Source organism: Comamonas sp. F1-6, assembly GCF_039581415.1.
Classification (GTDB): Bacteria; Pseudomonadota; Gammaproteobacteria; order Burkholderiales; family Burkholderiaceae_C; genus Comamonas; species Comamonas thiooxydans.
Genome location: NZ_JBCPWN010000075.1, coordinates 1 through 383 on the forward strand (window position 1 = coordinate 1; position 383 = coordinate 383).

The window sequence follows — 383 nt, forward strand, 5'->3', positions numbered from 1 at the left end:
ATCGCCAAGGCCGAAGGCGCGCGCCTGGCGGCCGGCGGCGCCCGCGTGGCCTGCCACACGGGCAGCGGCAAGCAGGGCTACTACATGGCGCCCACGCTGTTCGTGGACACCGAAGTCGGCATGCGCATCAACCGCGAGGAAGTCTTCGGCCCCGTGGCCAGCGTGATCCGCGTCAAGGACTACGAAGAGGCCCTGGCCGTGTCCAACGACACGCCGTTTGGCCTGTCGGCCGGCATTGCGACCACCAGCCTCAAGCACGCCACGCACTTCAAGCGCCACAGCCAGGCCGGCATGGTCATGGTCAATCTGCCCACGGCGGGTGTGGACTACCACGTGCCGTTTGGCGGGCGCAAAGGCAGCAGCTACGGCCCGCGCGAGCAGGG

1 protein-coding gene is annotated in these 383 nt (G+C 69.2%); it reads left to right on the plus strand.

The annotated features are described in order from the left end of the window. Positions 1-383: aldehyde dehydrogenase family protein (locus AAIL66_RS24375; RefSeq protein WP_343497971.1), on the plus strand; the 383-nt coding region annotated here is incomplete at both ends.